Origin of the sequence: Chitinophaga sp. XS-30 (genome assembly GCF_008086345.1) — a bacterium.
Taxonomy (GTDB): Bacteria; Bacteroidota; Bacteroidia; order Chitinophagales; family Chitinophagaceae; genus Chitinophaga.
Map to the genome: position 1 here is coordinate 4,472,054 of NZ_CP043006.1, position 16,519 is coordinate 4,488,572.

The window sequence follows — 16,519 nt, forward strand, 5'->3', positions numbered from 1 at the left end:
GCTGGATAAATGGATGGCAGGATGCATGGCGAAGGCCGGATAAAAATGTACCTTTGCCCCCATTTATGACCGAAATGAAATACGCGAACGAGATCAACAAAAGGAAATCCTTTGCCATTATCGCCCACCCCGATGCGGGTAAGACTACCCTGACGGAAAAATTCCTCCTGTTCGGCGGCGCTATCCAGACGGCCGGCGCGGTAAAGTCCAACAAGATCAAGAAACATACGACCTCCGACTTCATGGAAATTGAGCGCCAGCGGGGTATCTCCGTGGCTACTTCCGTGATGACCTTCGAATACCGCGATATTCTTGTGAACTTGCTGGATACCCCCGGTCACAAGGACTTTGCGGAAGACACCTACCGCACCCTCACCGCAGTGGACAGTGTGGTACTGGTGATCGACTGCGTAAAAGGTGTGGAAGAGCAGACCAAGAAACTGATGGAGGTCTGCCGCATGCGGGATACGCCGGTGATCATTTTTGTGAACAAGCTGGACCGGGATGGCAAAAATCCTTTCGACCTGCTGGATGAACTGGAAGAACTGCTCAATATCCGCGTTCGCCCCCTCAGCTGGCCCATCAGCATGGGCAAGGATTTCAAGGGCGTGTATAACCTGTACGACAAGAGTTTTGTGAGCTTTGCCGCCAACCGGAAAGCCACGGATGAAGATATCGTTCCCATGCCGGACCTCACCAGTCCACAAGTGGATGAACTGTTCAATACCACCGATGCTGCGCAACTGCGGAATGACGTGGAACTGATCGAAGGGGTGTACGACCCGTTTGACAAACAGCCTTACCTCGAAGGCAAACTCGCGCCGGTGTTCTTCGGCAGTGCGGTGAACAACTTCGGGGTGAAGGACCTGCTGGATACCTTCGTGGAGATCGCTCCGGTGCCGCGGGACCGGGAGGCCAGTACGCGGACGGTGAAAGTGGGAGAAGACAAATTCTCGGGCTTCATCTTCAAGATACACGCCAACCTCGATCCCCGTCACCGGGACAGGATCGCGTTCCTGCGCGTATGTTCCGGCAAGTTCGAGCGGAACAAATATTTCCATCATGTGCGGCTGGACAAGGATGTGCGTTTCGCCAATCCCTATAACTTCCTGGCCCGGGAAAAGAATATCATCGACGATGCTTACCCCGGCGATGTGGTGGGGCTTTTCGATACCGGCAACTTCAAGATCGGAGATACGCTCACGGAAGGCGAGAACTTTTATTTTACCGGCATCCCCAGCTTCTCACCCGAGCTGTTCAAGGAACTGGTGAACAAGGACCCGATGAAGACCAAACAGCTGGAAAAAGGCATCAGCCAGCTGACGGACGAGGGCGTGGCGCAGCTGTTCACCCAGCACAACGGCAACCGCAAGATCATCGGCTGTGTGGGCGACCTGCAGTTTGAAGTGATCCAGTACCGTTTGCTCCAGGAGTACGGCGCTTCCTGCCAGTTCAATAGCCTGCCGTTCTATAAAGCCTGCTGGATCACGGGACCAAAACAGAAGCTGGAAGATTTTATCCGCTTCAAGAGCGCCAATGTGGTAGAGGATAAAGACGGGCACCTGGTGTACCTCGCCCAGTCGGAATGGTATCTTAATACAGAACGCGCCAATAACCCCGATATCGAATTCCATTTCACATCGGAAATTCACAAGTAAACCTGTATGACACCGGGCGCTCAGGATCTGCCGGTCTGCAACAAGCGAAGCATGTTTGTCATTGCATCTGTTGCAGCAGGGATGAATACCGTCACTGTTGTCAAAAACGGGCGATGGTCTTCCAGGAATTGTCTGTACTGGTGGCCTGCAGTTCCTGGATCAGCGGCAGGTCCCATGCTTCGGTAAGCCGCGTACCATCACAGTTGTAGATCTGGCAAAACAGGCAGGATTGTATCTCCAGCTGAATATTCAGGTAGTCCCGCCCTTCGTGCCTGCGAAGATTCACGGTTCCGGTATGGTTCCTGCCTTTTGCGCTGTTGACGCTGTCCTTCAGCCAGGCCAGATTCTTCACGGGGTCTTCAATGCCGCAGGCGGTAACGTTCGATCTCTTTTTCTTGCAGGCCGCAAAAGCGAGGATGCAGATAAGGGGCAACAGATATTTGGCTGATTTCATAACATAAGGATTTCCAGTGTAACGGACAGAAAAATGCCAATGTTACACCAACAGGTACGGCGCCCTGAAAAAGGCGCCGTTTTCTTGTACGACCAACTCAATTATTGCGTGATAAATAAAGAAAAGTTTGTCTTCAAATTCCGCATCAAAGATATCGCCCTCGCCCGCTGCCGGTTTATGTATTCGGAAAATTGATTTGCGCAATGCGGAAAAAAGGATTTTTTTGCCTAATTTGGAGGAACCAATTATCCATACTCCATATGAAGGACCACCCCAAAACAGGCGCCGGAACAAAGCCGGCACCGATTTATCGTTATTAAAACTGATTCATATGGATTCCGAACAAGATGATGTACGAAAAGCGCGGCAGTCCGTGACGGGTGGCTGGTTCTATGAACCTACGACCAGCGCCGGAAGAAGCGAGAAATACCATGCCGAAATGGGCAAAAAGGTCTGGGATGGTTATCTTGACCATTACCGGGCAACGGCAGACAACGGCGGTACGGTCATCGGCGGTACGGTACTGGTGATCGCCTTGCTGGCTACCTTCTTTTTCCTCGATCTTTCCCCGGATATCAGGCGGTATTTTGTGATCGGCTTCAAAGTGCTGGCCGGCATTGCATCGGGCGTTGTTTGCTTCAGCCTCGGCCGCATGCTCCGGCTGAACGGGCAGTTCAGGATACTGCTTTCCGTGCTGGTAGCCGCTGCTGCGGTGTTGCTATTGCTGTAGGGAGCGCAGCTGCTCCGGCCGCATGCCCGGCACGTCCCGGCATGAAAAACCGCCCCTGTGCGGAGGCGGCTTCCCATACTATAAAAATATGCTTACAGGCTTACCACAGCCCCTTCCCCATAGATCTGCTGCTTGTATTTCAGGGAGGGAGATGGAAGGAATGGCCCCAGGTTCAGCTGCGCCCATTTTTCATCGATCGCTTTGATGGTAGCATCATCCGCTACGATGATATTCGGCCAGTCCCGCTGAAAATCATCAAAGGCTTTTGTTTTAAGCGTCCCGTCCAGCCCCATGCAGGCGGTCACTTTATCCGGGTTGCGGGACGAGGGGCGCTCCGCCGGGATGTTGTCCCGCTTCGGATCGAGGTTATTGCAGAAGCGCCAGAGGGCGGAAGGCAGATCCTGCGCATCCACCGTATGCTCTACGTACAGCACCATTTTCACGCCTTCCATGCCAGGCTGCGCCGCTACCTGCGGATGCAGTTCCCGCACATGGTGCTTGCGGCTTTTCTCCACGGCAACGATGATGCAGGGTATCCCCTCTTTCAGCAACGAGGCATTCACTCCCCTGATCTCCGGGAAAGCGGCCATGAGTGAAGCGGCCTGTACTTCGGGTGTAAAAATGCTGTTGTCAAACCGTTCATCGATCTCTTCTTCCAGCTTCGCTGTTCCGTCTATGCACATTTTGCCGCCAAAGCCCATGCGGGAGCAGGAATGGTCCAGCACATCCATCGGGCCCTGGCTGAAATAGATATCCGTTGCGGGGTTGAGGTGACGGAAGGCATATTGCGCCAGCGCTTTATAATCCGTGATGCTTGTACCGGTATCTGTTACGACGAGTATTTTGTTGAACATCATCTGCCCGGCTCCCCACATCGCATTCATCACCTTCTGCGCCTGACCGGCATAATCTTTCTGTATCTGTGCGGTCACCAGGTTGTGAAAGACGCCTTCCACGGGCATGTCCATATCCACGATCTCCGGCACCAGGGTCATTTTGATGGGCGCGAGGAAGATACGTTCCGTGGCCTTGCCGATCCAGGCATCTTCCTGCGGGGGAATACCCACGATGGTGGAGGGGTACACGGCGTCTTTTCGGTGGGTGATAGCGGTGACGTGGAAACGCGGGTACCAGTCGGCCAGCGAATAGTAACCGGTATGATCGCCGAAAGGCCCTTCCCAGATCAGCTCTTCTCCGGGATCGACATATCCTTCTATGACAAAATCCGCATCCGCAGGCACTTCCAGATCGGGCTGCGAAATGCATTTCACCAGCTCCACCTTTTTCCTGCGCAGGAAACCGGCCAGCATATATTCATCCACATTCTCGGGCAAAGGCGCGGTAGCGGAATAGGTGTACACCGGGTCGCCGCCCAGCACTACCGCTACGGGCATCCGTTTATTCAGTTTCTTGTATTCGGAAAAATGTTTGGCGGATACTTTATGTTTATGCCAGTGCATGCCGGTCATATCCTTTTCAAATACCTGCATCCTGTACATCCCCACGTTGCGGGAACCGGTATGCGGGTCTTTTGTATGGATCACCGGCAGCGTGATGAAAGGCCCGCCATCCTGCGGCCAGCAGGTCATCACCGGCAGCTTTCCAAGATCGGGCGTGGCCATGACCACCTCCTGGCAACTGCCGCGCCCGGATACTACCTTGGGCATCCAGGATGCGAACTGCCCCAGCTTCGGCAACATGGACAGCTTGTCCAGTATCCCTTCCTTGGGTTTTGACAGCATTTTAAAAAGCCCTTCAATTTCCCGGGCCACATCATCCAGCTCCTGCACGCCCAACGCCATGCACATCCTGCGGTAACTGCCCATCGAATTGATCAGCACAGGGAAATCATATCCGGTGTTCTCGAACAGGAGGGCTTTGCCCCCGTCCGGGGACTTGCTGATCCTGTCCGCGATCTCGGCTATTTCCAATGCCGGGTTTACATAGGTGCTGATGCGCACCAGTTCCCCTGCTTTTTCCAGTGTATCTATAAAATGCCTGAGGTGCTTGTATGCCATGATTGTGCTTTCGTTCAGGCCACAAAAGTACGTTGGATAAAGGAGATAAAAAAAGGTCCGGAGAACCGGGGCCGGACTTGATCGCGATAGCGAAATCATTGAACAGCATTGGCACAAAAAAAGATTGCCCGCAAAAACGGACAACCTTTACTTTTTCTATTAGGACTTGATTGGGGGATGATGCCGTTCTGAAAGCAACCATCGTGCCAAAACAAGTTTACATGCGCGGGCAACGGGAAAAATTCGTGGGGCGGCCGCTGCTGCCTCCGCCGATGCGGTACATGATCGTAAACCCGGTGAAGATGTACCAGTCCTTATACTTTGCAGAACCACGCTGGGCGCCATCCAGCGGATAGTTCGGATTGGGGATCACCTTATCCCCGTTCGTCTCGTCCCCGCGGTAGGAAAAGTCCACCGCAGCCTGCCCGCGTTCCGCCAGCAAAGTATTCTGATCCACATAGGTGGTGCTCACATCATCCAGGTAATCCGTGAAGGTTGCGCGCAGCCCGGTTTCTATACCCAGCGTCAGCTTCTCTGTAAAAATGTATTTGAAACCCACGCCGAAAGGAATAGACACCTGATGCAGGGCGTACTGGTTACCTCTTTCAGGATACTGTGGAAGCCCCTGCCCTTCCGTGCTCAGGCGACGCAAAGCGATCTTGTTGCCCAGGGAATCCCGCGTGGTGGGATAAAAACTGAACAAAGACACCCCGGCAAAAATGTAGGGTGTAAAACCTTTATCATCGATATCCAGGATATTCAGTTCCGCACCCAGCTGTCCTTCCCAGATGGGGGAACGGAAAGAAAGGTTGCGGGCTACCAGGGCCAGGCTTTCATTGGTGCTGTCCGCCCCGGCGATCATGCCAAAGCTGAAGCCGCCGCGCAGGGTCAGGAAGCGGTTCATGTCCTTCTTCACCATCAATCCTACCATGGGCCGGGTGTACCGAAAGTCAACCCGTTTTTCGTTCAGGTCTCCGCTGTAATTACTGATCCCGCCGATAAGGCCAACATGCCAATCCTGAGCATACGTGAAGATCGGGGTTGAAAGCATTAAAACAAATCCAAGGATCTTTTTCAATGTGTATGGTTTTAATAGGTTACCGATCATAGAACGCACCAGGCACGTCAAATAGTATCACCAGTCATTATGATCGGGGACTAAATTATACATTTTTCCTCTTTATTACAATTATAAAGATATGATAATAAAAGCCTTTAGCGCCGCTGATGTGCATAAACCCTTATTTTTGTGGCGGGTATGATATTTGAGAAGCATAGGAATTGCCGAAACATAAAACCGAATTAATACGTGAGTGTCCCCCGCCGGAAAAAGATCGTTCGATGGATCGTTGGTAGTTTATTAACCTTGCTGTTACTGCCCGTTTTCCTGTTATTGTTGCTGCAACTCCCTGTAGCTCAGAATTTCCTGCGTACCAGGGCTGTATCTTACCTGCAGGGGCAGCTGAAGACCGATGTAAAAATAGGCGGACTGCGGGTCACCTGGCTGAATGCGATCCGGCTGGATGATGTGTTCGTAGGCGATACCCGCAAAGACACCCTTCTTTCCAGCCATCAGCTTTCCGTCCGTTTCAACCTCTTTGCCCTGTTCAGCAACGAGCTGCATGTAAAGTCACTGCACTGGGAGGACGCCCTGGTCAATGTGTACCGGCCGGCAACGGACTCCGCATTCAATTACCAGTTCATTATCGATGCATTCAGCTCCCCTTCCGCAACGGAAGACACGGTGATAGCAGAATCCGGCACTACCCTGCAATACCGGATCGGCAATGTTGCCCTGCGGCGTATCACCCTCCGTTTCAATGACACACTCGGCGGCATGCTTGCCCATGTGCAGCTGAAGGAGCTGGAACTCAGCCCGGACGATCTGCAGCCCGGAGACGGCAAATATCACATCAAGCATCTCCTGCTGGATGGCCTGCAAGCCAGCATCCAGCAATTATACCGCGTCCGCCCGGAAGAAGATGAACCGGAAGACACCACCGCCACACCGCTGGACCTCTATGCCCGGGAGCTGGTGATCCGCAACAGTCAATGGTCCTACAGCGATGAATCCGGAGGCTTGTCCACCAACGGGCAGATCGGTTCGCTGGAATTGAGAAAGGCGCAATTCGATCTGCTGCAGACCTTCATTTCCGCCGATGCGCTGATTGTAAAGCAAACCACCGCCAGCCTCGATTTCCGGCAGGCGATGGATACCCTCGTTGTGGCGGCAGACACCCTGCCCGGCGCGCCCAATACCTGGAAAGTGCTCGCTAAAAAATTACAGGTGGAGGGGCTGGACTTTGCCATGAACGACCACCTGACGCCGAAGATACCCTATGCGAACGCGCTGGACTACAGTCACCTCGGCATCCGGGAGCTGTTCCTCGATGCGGAAGACCTCAGTTATAGTGCCGACAGTGCCTTCGCAACGATCAACGCCGGTTCCATGCAGGAGCAAAGCGGCCTGGTATTGAAGGAGCTGAAAGGCAAAGCATTGTACACCAACAGCGAAGCACAGCTGTCAGACTTCCTGCTGCGAACAGGCCGCAGCCGCATAGATGCGGACGTTCACCTGCGGACGGAATCCTGGGCCACTTTATCCGGTCAGCTGCCCCTGCTGCAGATCGATGCGGACGTACGTCCGTCCACGTTAGCAATGGAAGAAGCCCTGTATTTTGTGCCGGATATGCGCAACGACCCTTCGCTGGCTCCACTGTGGAAAAAACAGCTCAGTCTGCATGGACAAATTGGCGGTAACCTGGCGTTGCTGGACATTCCCGGCATGGAGGTCAAAGACAATGATCAGAACTATCTGTATATAAAAGGGAAAGCCTACCAGGTGACCGATGCGGAACGTATGGGCGCCGATCTGGTGACCATTAAAGTGCAGAGCAGCGACCGGGGCGTCCGTTCCTGGCTGCCCGCCAATACCCTACCCGCCTCCATGCAATTGCCCCAAAGGATGGCCATCAACGGCAGCATCCGGGGCGGCATGCAGCAACTCCGGCCAGACCTTCAGCTGAGTACGGAACTTGGCAATGCTCACCTCAAAGGGGCATTGGAAGATTTCTCCGACATGCAAAAGATCCGTTACGATGCCGCCCTGCAGATCGACGGCCTGCAAATAGGCCGCCTCCTGGGAGATACCACTATGGGCAGCCTCACCGGCAACCTCACCGCAAAAGGGCAAGGCACAGATCCCGGGACGATGCGCGCCAACGCCTCGGCAGGGATAACATCGTTTACCTATAACCGTTATACCTATCACGGCATTCAAATGGATGCCCAGGTGGAAAACAATGCCTACAGCGCAAAAGGCGCCATCAATGATTCCAGCGCCAAAGCCAATTTCGCGGTATCCGGCAAACTGGATACGCTGAACCCCGCCATCACGGCCAAAGTAGATCTGGACAAGCTGGACCTCTACGCCACAAATTTCACCACCTCTCCCATGACCCTCCGGTCATGCCTCGATGCGAAGCTGGACAACCTGGCGCCGCGCAAGCTGAGCGGGTATGCCGCCGTACACAAGATCCAGCTGATGGATGAAAAAGAGATGTACGCGATGGACAGCATCCTGCTGAAAGCAGGGATAGAAGAAGGGCTGCAAAAGATCAGCCTGACCGGTCCGTTCGGCTTTATCAGCGCCTCGGGGGATTTCAACTACCAGACCTTCGCCGCCGCCGCGGGAGACCTTGTGACCCGTCACCTCGAAGCCAAAGGCGCCGCAACAGCCACCGCCGCTCCAGCGGAAAGCCAGTGGCTGGAATTTTCCGGCAGCCTCTCCATACCCAAATCATTACGCAAGCTGCTCCCCGATGTAGAACTGCCGGAACCGCTAACACTGCGGGGGCGGTTGCATACGGACAGCAGCCTGCTCAGCGCCAGGTTCGCCCTGCCGCGGATGCGGATAGATTCTTTTGAAGTAGATACCCTGCTGGTGGATGTTACCGCGGATACCGCGCAGATGGCTGCGAACGTCGTGCTTGGCCGGATGTACCATCCGCAGATACCGCTGCAACGCACGGAGTTGAATGCAAAAGCCAATGACGGCGTGGTGGACTGGGGCCTCGTCATGGGCAACCGCAACGAATCACCGAAATACGATCTCGGCGGGCTGATCAGCTTCCTGCCGGACGACAGCCTGCTGATCTCGCTGAAAGAAAAGCTCGTGCTGAACCGGCAGCCCTGGTCACCCGCCGGGGATAACCGGCTGCTGATACAGCACGGCGATGTGGCATTTGCAGACATCGGTATACAACAGGGCGCACAGGCGCTCCGGATCACCAGCAATGGCGCGGCCGAAGGACAAGCTTTGCCTGACCTGACGCTGAGCCTGAAAGACTTCCGCCTGAACACCATCACCAGCCTGATAGAAAAAGATACCGCGCTGGCGGAAGGTACAAGCAATGGCAGCATCGTGATCACCAACCTGGCAGGCTCCCCGCTGATAGACGGCAAACTGACGATAGACAGCCTCGCCGTGATGGGCTCAAAGCTCGGGCAGCTGGTGCTCAATGCCAATACCACGGCAGAAAAGGCCGTTCAGCTCGATGCCACGATAAAGGGTAATGATAACGACCTCCGGCTGCAGGGCACCTATGCGGAGGTGATGGACTTCCGGCTGGACATCACCCGGCTGACCATGCAAAGCGTAGAGCCGTTCACGTTCGGGAACGTCACCGCCATGAGCGGCCATCTTTCCGGCAACGCCACTGTAAAAGGCACTACAGACCAACCCGAGATCCGCGGCAGCATGCATTTTGAGAAAGTAAAAGGCAGAGTGACCGCTATCAACAGCATCATTCAGCTGCCATCCGAAGATCTGGCGCTGGACGACCGGGGCATACAGTTCAACAATTTCGTGATCGCGGACAGCAGCGGGAATGAAGCCGTGCTGAACGGGCAGATACTGACCAGGGACCTCACCCGGTTCCAGCTGAACCTGGACCTGAATGCGGAGAATTTCCAGGCGCTGGGGCCTGCCACGAACGACCCCGATCAGTTTTATTACGGGCCGGCCTTTGTGGATGTACGGGCGCGCATCCGTGGTTCGCTGGACCTGCCGCGGGTGGAGATGAACCTGAAGATGCGGGAGAAATCCAGCGTCACCGTGATGATACCCGAAGAAGAACCCGGCATCGCCAGCCGCGAAGGCGTCATCGAGTTTTTCGATCCCGCCACGATGTACGATACCACTTTCCGGGTGAAGGCAGATACCGGCCGCAGCAGGAGCTCGGGGATCAAGGGATTTGTGTTTTCAGGGGATATTGAAGTAACGCCCCAGTCCACCCTCAAACTTATTATAGACCAGTCCAACGGCGATTTCCTGGAAGTGAAAGGCAATGCCACCCTCAATCTGACGATGGACCCCAGCAGCAAGATGAGCCTCACGGGGCGCTACGAAATAGACGAAGGGAAATATGCCATGTCGCTCAACCAGCTGATCAAACGGGAATTTGCCATCGAGAAAGGCAGCACCATTATCTGGAATGGCGATCCGCTCAGCGCCGATGTGAACATCACCGCCAAATATGATGTGAATGCCGTAGCGGCAGACCTGGTGGCCGACCAGATCAGCAGCTCCGATGCCACCCGCGGGCGCTTCAACCAGAAAGTGCCCGTAGAGGTTTTCCTGAAGATCACCGGGGAACTGATGAAACCCGAGATCGCCTTTGAGCTGGATATGCCTGAAAAAGACCAGGGTGCATTGAACGGCATGGTGTACACCCGCATCAAACAGATCAACCAGGTGGAATCAGAGCTGAATAAACAGGTCATGGGGCTGCTGGTGCTGAATCGCTTCATCTCCGAAAATCCGTTCGATCAGCTGGATACCAAGGCCACCAGCGGTGTGGGAGACATGGCCCGGCGGAGTGTGAGCAAACTCGTCTCCCAGCAGCTGAACAATCTGGCCGGGAGTCTCATTAAAGGCTTTGATGTGAATTTCGACCTGGAAAGCTCGGATGCCTATACAGATGCAGGGGACCGGCAGGAAAGCACTAATTTGAAAGTGGATGTATCCAAGCGGTTGTTCAGCGACCGGCTGATCGTTAGCGTAGGCTCCAATATCGGCATATCCGGCGCGCAAACGCAGGGGCAGCAGGCCAGTTCCGTGATCGGTGACGTATCCGCGGAATACATGCTCACACCCGATGGCCGGTACCGCCTCCGGGCCTACCAGCGCAACCACACGGAAACCGTGGTACAGGGCCAGATCGTGGAAACCGGGCTGACCTTTATGATCGTCATGGATTACAACGAATTCCGGGAAATATTCAGCAAATCAAAAAAAGAAGCCCGCCGGCAAAGGCTGCGGGAGGAAACCAGGTAACAGTTTATGATCAGAACCCTGCAACACATATTGATCCTTGCATCCGGCGCCCTGTTGCTGAGCGCCTGCTCCACCACCCGCACCGTGCCGGAGGGTGACAGGCTGTACACCGGCGCAACGATCAAATGGGACGACAAGAAGCCGAAGGACTACAGCGAACTGGAATCCGGCATGGAAGACCGCATACGCCCCAATCCGAACAGAAAATTCCTGGGCATGCCCATCAAGCTATGGTTGTACAATCTCGGCAACGAGCCCAAAGGCAAGGGGCTCAACCACCTGCTGCGCAATAAATGGGGGGAAGCACCTGTATTGCTGAGCCAGTTCAAAGGCCAGCATACGGAAGACATCCTGACCAGCTATATCGAAGATAACGGCTATTTTCAGTCTGAAGTGGATCATGAGATCAACAACAAAGGCAGCAAAAAAGCCAGTGTAAAATTCACCGTAACCCCGCATCACCGCTATACGATCCGCCGGGTACGGTTCGATACCGATACCGGCCTGCTGGGGAAACATATCATGCAAACCACCGGCGGGACCATCCTGAAGCCGGACGATAATTACAGCCTGGACAAGATCAAGGAAGAACGGGAAAGGATACACGATTATCTGAAAGAGAACGGTTTCTATTATTTCACGCCGGATTACCTGCTCGTAAAAGTGGATAGTACCCTGAAAGGCAAAGTAGACCTTTACCTCGCCATCAAAAAAACTACTCCCCCCGTAGCGCTGCGGCAATTCTATATGAAAAGCGTAACGCTCTATACGAACTACGATCTGGCAGAGGACAGCATACAACGGGGCAATGAGGGCATACAGTATCAGAACTTCAAGATCATCGACCCGGATTCCCTGTACAAGCCCATTGTATTTGACCGTTCCGTGTTCCTGCAGAACGACAGCCTCTACCGGCTCAGTTCGCATAACATCACGCTGCAGCGGCTGGTGAACCTGGGTACCTTCAAGTTCGTGCGGGCCAACTTCCGTCCCGCGCGGGACAGCAGCCTGCTCTATGCCAATTTCTTCCTCACCCCCTACCCTAAACGATCTTTGCAATTCGAAGTGTCCGGCACGTCCAAATCCAACAGCTTCGTGGGTTCGCAGGTAAAGATATCTGCACGCAACAGAAATTTCCAGCACCGGGCCAATCTGCTGGAGGTCAATCTGGGCGGAGGTTTTGAAACACAGGTCGGCGGCAAGACCACCCAGCTCTCCACCAATGCATACAGCCTGAATGCCGAGGTAGCGCTAACCCTGCCCAGGTTCTTTACACCCGTCATCAAATTCAACCCGCGGACGCCCTATGTTCCGCGCACCCGCTTCAGTGTAGGATATGAGCTACTGAGCAGGCCCAACCTGTATAACCTCAATGCATTCAACATGCAGTATGGTTATATCTGGAAACAGACGCGCTATCTCGATCATGCGCTGTACCCGGTGGCGATCACCTATGTGCTGCCATCGAAGGAATCCGATGAATTCCAGCAGCAGAAGGAACAAGACCCGGCCCTGGCGCAATCCGTATCGAAGCAGTTCATCCTCGGCAGCAACTACACCATAACGTTCAATAACCAGTCCGTTGAAAAATACCACAGCTTCTACGCCAGCTTCAATGCCGATATAGCCGGCAACCTGGCCGGCCTGCTGGCAAAGAAGCAACCGGACGGCACAAAACGGGTATTCAATAACGACTTCTCGCAATACCTGCGTTTCAATATCGAGGGACGGCATTATTTCAAGCTGTCTGAAAAATGGCGCTGGGTGAACAGGTTATATGCCGGCTACGGTTACGCCTATGGGAAAACGCCGCTCGGCATTCCGCCCACCCTGCCCTTTGTGAAACAGTTCTTTTCCGGGGGCAGCAACAGCATCCGCGCTTTCCGCGCCCGTACGCTCGGGCCCGGCTCGTATCATGAAAGCGTCAATGATTCCACTAACCTGCTGCTGGCCAATGCTGCGGGAGACATCAAACTGGAAGGCAACTCCGAACTGCGGTTCAAGCCCGCCAGCCTGCTGGAGATCGCCGCATTCATAGACGCCGGCAACATCTGGCTGGGGCAGTCCGAAGACCCGCGCAAGGCTTTCAGCTTCAGCCGGTTTTCCAAAGAACTGGCCGTTGGCGCCGGGCTGGGCCTGCGGATAGACGCTTCCATTCTGCTCGTGCGCTTCGACCTCGCTTTTCCGCTCCGCAAGCCCTGGCTGCCGGAAGGCGAGCGCTGGGTGATGAAGCAGATAAATTTCGGGGACGGCGCCTGGCGGAAGGAGAACCTCATCCTGAATATCGCCATCGGTTATCCGTTCTAAATTATACATATATTTATTTTGTTATTTTAATTAAAGTTTTAATATATTTGCATCCAGTGCGGATGCCTGTTCCCAAAGATCTCAAGAGAGAAAACCGCTCCGGTCATGAGTTTTTGGTGTCAGGCCTTTTTTAACCAAGCCTGATAACCATAAAACGTTATGCATGAAACGATTTTTACCCTATAAGATGAAAACCCTGATCCCTGCATGGGCTTTCCGTGCAGGGCAGGTACTATCCCTGTTGCTGCTCCTTTCCACTAAAACACATGCGGCATTCCTGATCCCTACGGAGCTGAACCTCAACGCGAACCAGATTCATGAAAGCAATGCCATCGGCACCGTGATCGGCCTGTTCAGCACGAATGCAGACGCAGGCGTATGCACCTATTCGCTCGTGACCGGGGAAGGCGATGAAGACAATGGGGCCTTTATTACAGCCGGAAACACACTCAAGGCCGCGATGGTTTTCGATTATGAGACAAAGCACAGTTATACCATCAGAGTGCGGGTAACGAATGAAGACGGGGAATTTATGGAGAGGCCGTTTTCCATCCAGATCATCGATGTGTACGAGATCACGAACAGCATTGAAGCCAGCAATTTGGTAACGCCTAACGGGGATGGGAAGAACGACACCTGGATCGTACGCAACCTGCCGCCGCATGGTAATAATGAGGTAAGGATAGTGGATCGCTCCGGCCGCGTAGTGTATTACCGGAAGAACTATCAAAACGACTGGAACGGCACCACCAGCAACGGCACCCCGCTTGCGGAAGGCGTATATCTCTACGTGATCGATTTCGGAGCAGGGCTGAATCCCTTCAAAGGCACCATCACACTGATCAGAGACAGACACTAAAAATTTCCCTGTACCTATTGAACCTATCCCGATGAAAAGAATCTTTACCCTATTGACCATATTGCTGCCGGTATTGGCCGAAGCGCAGCATTTCGGCAACAGCAGCGCCCAGCAGGACCCGATGCCCGCCGTGTACTTCCAGAACCAGTTCCTCGCCAATCCCGCAATGGCCGGGCTTGATTCCGGGCTGAACATCAATGTCGGCTACAGAAAGCAGTGGACGGACGTGCCTGATGGTCCCGTTACGACCCTGTTCACCGGCGATTACCGCGTAAACCCGAGAATGTCCGCCGGCCTCACCGTGTACAGCGACCGGGCCGGTGTGCTCAACCATACCCGCGTAGGCGCTACCTATGCCTATCACCTGCCGCTGAATGAAGAGAAAAACGAGTATCTCCATCTTGGATTAACATTGGGCCTTGACAATAAACGCATTCAGCGCAACAAGATCATTGGCGACCAGGATGATCCTTCCGTAGACGCCTACAACCGCCGCGACAATTATTTTGAGACCGACTTCGGTATGGCCTATACGAATAAACAGCTGACCATACAGGCCGCACTGCCCAACCTGGCCAGTACTTTTCAGAACAAGCAGGGCGTGGAAAGCCGCAATACCACCATGGCCTACGCCGCTGTTTCGTACAAGTTCGGCACGCACAGCGAACAGGTCACTTCCTGGGAACCCAAAGTAGCCATACGGGGCGTGAGAGGTTATAAAAGTATTGTGGATATAGGCGCCAACGTTAGTCTCGCCCGCAACTTCGCCAACGTATTCGCCATGTACCATACCAGCAACAGCGTGACCGCTGGGATAGGGTTCCATTTCAAGAACACTGTAGAAGTGCAGATGAGCTATACCTCGCAGACGGCTGGAGTGAAAACGAATGTGGACGGGAATTTTGGGGTCAATGTGAGTATCCGGTTGTTCAAGTAGTGTTAAATTTTAAAGCACCTGCGGCGCCTGCGTATCTATCCACGGGTAGAACGGCACCAGCGAACCGGGTTCCAGGCTTCCCGCGTCCGTAGCATGGCAAATGATACCATCTGCATGCGCCGCCGAAACGATGTTGCCCGATGCGTGCAATCCACGCACCCGCAGACCATTTTTATGCAGCAGCACAGCCGGCACATATTCATCCAGCGCCGTCACCGCCGTGCGCTGATCCGTGTACGGCAACCACCAGGGTTTGACCGGTGAAAGATTCCAACAGGCCCGGATATATGTTTCAAGGAAAAGTTTACTCCCCGTTTGTACGGCAAAAGGGTGCGCGGAAAAAAGCAGCACCCTGGTTTTAGTAGGACTGTAGCCGAACCAGAGCGGTTTGCAGGGATTGGCCCTGACGCGGTGAAACACCTGTTCCACACCGCATTCCAGCAACACTTTTTTAATGGCGCTGGTGTTGCTGTCCGTCATTCCCCCGCTGATCACGAGCAGGTCCGCATCCAGCGAAGCTGCAACAAGCTCCTGCAATGCCGTTCCCTCTTCCGGTGCAAGGAAGCCCGGTTCCGGACTGATGCCGTATTGCTGCAGCATGCCCCTGATGGTGTAACTGTTGGCATCGCGGAGCTGGTCCAGCCCCACCGGAGCGCCCAGCAGGCGCAATTCCTTGCCCGCCGAGATGATCACCACCCGTGGCGGGCGATGCACTTTCACGGAAGCGACACCGAAAGATGCCAGCAGAGCCAGATGCTGAAAGTGGATGCGTGTACCGGCCTCCAGCACCTTTTGGCCCTCCATGGCGTCTTCTCCTTTATGGAAAATGTTCTGGTATACCCGGAGGTTCCCGTTTGAAAAAGTTACTTGTCCTTTTTGTTCCTGCGCGTCTTCTGTTCCGATGACGATATCAGCTTCCGGCGGGAGGATGCCCCCTGCAGGAACTTTTACGGCATGGTCAGGTGGAAGGTTGTCTCCCTGACGGATGGTGTTATAAAAAGGGTATTGTTTCCGGCCGGATGCATCGTAATCCGAAAAACGAATGGCAAACCCGTCTCTCATAGCGCGGTGAAAAGGCGGATAGTCGCGGTCAGCCGTGACAGCTTCGGCCAAAACCCGGCCGATGGATTGCTCAAGTGGTACGCTTTCTGTTCCCCAACTGGTTCTGCAAGCCGCAATCTGTTGCATGGCGGCGGTTACACTGATCATGTGTCTCGGC

Annotated in this window: 10 protein-coding genes; 6 read left to right on the plus strand and 4 right to left on the minus strand. The window is 54.2% G+C overall.

Annotation, left to right across the window (positions count from 1 at the left end; all coding sequences use genetic code 11):
* Positions 1-65: 65 nt before the first annotated feature.
* Positions 66-1,658 carry a peptide chain release factor 3 gene (locus tag FW415_RS18145; protein WP_246858794.1) on the plus strand — a complete coding sequence of 531 codons (1,593 nt, stop codon included), beginning with the start codon at positions 66-68 and terminating at the stop codon, positions 1,656-1,658.
* A gap of 100 nt (positions 1,659-1,758) precedes the next feature.
* Here FW415_RS18145 and FW415_RS18150 read toward each other — a convergent pair whose 3' ends face one another.
* Positions 1,759-2,112 (minus strand): hypothetical protein, encoded by a 354-nt coding sequence (locus FW415_RS18150; RefSeq protein WP_148387909.1) that lies wholly within the window; start codon positions 2,110-2,112, stop codon positions 1,759-1,761.
* 331 nt (positions 2,113-2,443) lie between these two features.
* Between FW415_RS18150 and FW415_RS18155 the strand changes: the two genes are divergently transcribed.
* Complete coding sequence (locus FW415_RS18155; RefSeq protein ID WP_148387911.1) at positions 2,444-2,842, plus strand: hypothetical protein; 399 nt, start codon at positions 2,444-2,446, stop codon at positions 2,840-2,842.
* Positions 2,843-2,934: 92 nt separating this feature from the next.
* Here the strand turns inward: FW415_RS18155 and FW415_RS18160 are convergent, their stop codons facing one another.
* Positions 2,935-4,860 (minus strand): menaquinone biosynthesis decarboxylase, encoded by a 1,926-nt coding sequence (locus FW415_RS18160; protein ID WP_148387913.1) that lies wholly within the window; start codon positions 4,858-4,860, stop codon positions 2,935-2,937.
* Positions 4,861-5,077: 217 nt separating this feature from the next.
* Positions 5,078-5,938: a DUF6089 family protein gene (locus tag FW415_RS18165; RefSeq protein ID WP_148387915.1), complete on the minus strand. Its 861-nt coding sequence runs from the start codon at positions 5,936-5,938 to the stop codon at positions 5,078-5,080.
* Positions 5,939-6,169: 231 nt separating this feature from the next.
* Between FW415_RS18165 and FW415_RS18170 the strand changes: the two genes are divergently transcribed.
* The 4 genes from FW415_RS18170 (at position 6,170) to FW415_RS18185 (ending at position 15,300) form a co-directional block, all read left to right on the plus strand.
* Positions 6,170-11,197, plus strand: coding sequence for a translocation/assembly module TamB (locus FW415_RS18170; RefSeq protein ID WP_148387917.1), 5,028 nt, complete (start codon positions 6,170-6,172; stop codon positions 11,195-11,197).
* Between the two features lie 6 nt (positions 11,198-11,203).
* Entirely contained in the window at positions 11,204-13,504 is a 2,301-nt protein-coding gene (locus FW415_RS18175; RefSeq protein ID WP_148387919.1) for a BamA/TamA family outer membrane protein, read from the plus strand.
* 163 nt (positions 13,505-13,667) lie between these two features.
* The gene (locus FW415_RS18180; protein WP_148387920.1) at positions 13,668-14,363 is read left to right on the plus strand and encodes a gliding motility-associated C-terminal domain-containing protein; all 696 of its coding nucleotides are present in this window, start codon (positions 13,668-13,670) and stop codon (positions 14,361-14,363) included.
* Positions 14,364-14,394: 31 nt separating this feature from the next.
* Positions 14,395-15,300 carry a PorP/SprF family type IX secretion system membrane protein gene (locus FW415_RS18185; RefSeq protein WP_148387922.1) on the plus strand — a complete coding sequence of 302 codons (906 nt, stop codon included), beginning with the start codon at positions 14,395-14,397 and terminating at the stop codon, positions 15,298-15,300.
* 9 nt (positions 15,301-15,309) lie between these two features.
* On the opposite strand, the gene FW415_RS18190 is transcribed toward FW415_RS18185, so the two are convergent.
* A complete protein-coding gene (locus tag FW415_RS18190; RefSeq protein ID WP_148387924.1) occupies positions 15,310-16,509 on the minus strand; it encodes a molybdopterin molybdotransferase MoeA in 1,200 nt (399 codons plus the stop codon).
* Positions 16,510-16,519: the final 10 nt, after the last annotated feature.